Source organism: Cryobacterium sp. RTC2.1 (genome assembly GCF_035018685.1).
In the GTDB taxonomy this organism is placed as follows: domain Bacteria; phylum Actinomycetota; class Actinomycetes; order Actinomycetales; family Microbacteriaceae; genus Cryobacterium; species Cryobacterium glucosi.
The window spans coordinates 1-465 of the sequence record NZ_JASJXJ010000358.1; the positions used below are offsets into that span (position 1 = coordinate 1).

Consider the following 465-nt stretch of genomic DNA (forward strand, 5'->3'; position numbering starts at 1 on the left):
GGGACGCCCCCGGCGATCCTGCCGATCGACGAACCTGTCGAGACCCGGCCGATCGCTGACTCCGGCCTGTCCGACGGGGCGGCCACGGACATCCGCCTGCCGAGCGGGCGCGTGCTTCTGCCCGGTCTCGTCGACACCCACGTGCACGTCAACGAGCCAGGTCGGACGGACTGGGAGGGCTTCGCGAGCGCCACCCGCGCCGCCGCGGCCGGCGGGGTCACGACGGTGATCGACATGCCGCTCAACAGCATCCCGCCGACGACGACGGTCAGCGGCCTCGACCTCAAGCGTGCGGCCGCCGGCCAGCAGGCGAGCGTCAACGTCGGCTTCTGGGGCGGGGCGGTCCCCGGCAACCTCGGCACCCTGCGCGAGCTGCACTCAGCCGGTGTATTCGGGTTCAAGGCCTTCCTCTCCCCCTCCGGCGTCGAGGAGTTCCCCGCGCTCTCCTCCGCGGAACTCCTCGAC

Annotated in this window: 1 protein-coding gene; it reads left to right on the forward strand. The window is 72.7% G+C overall.

Annotation, left to right across the window (positions count from 1 at the left end):
* Positions 1–465, forward strand: a 465-nt coding sequence (locus tag QN357_RS19290; RefSeq protein ID WP_416347639.1) for an amidohydrolase family protein, incomplete at both ends; no start/stop codon positions are given.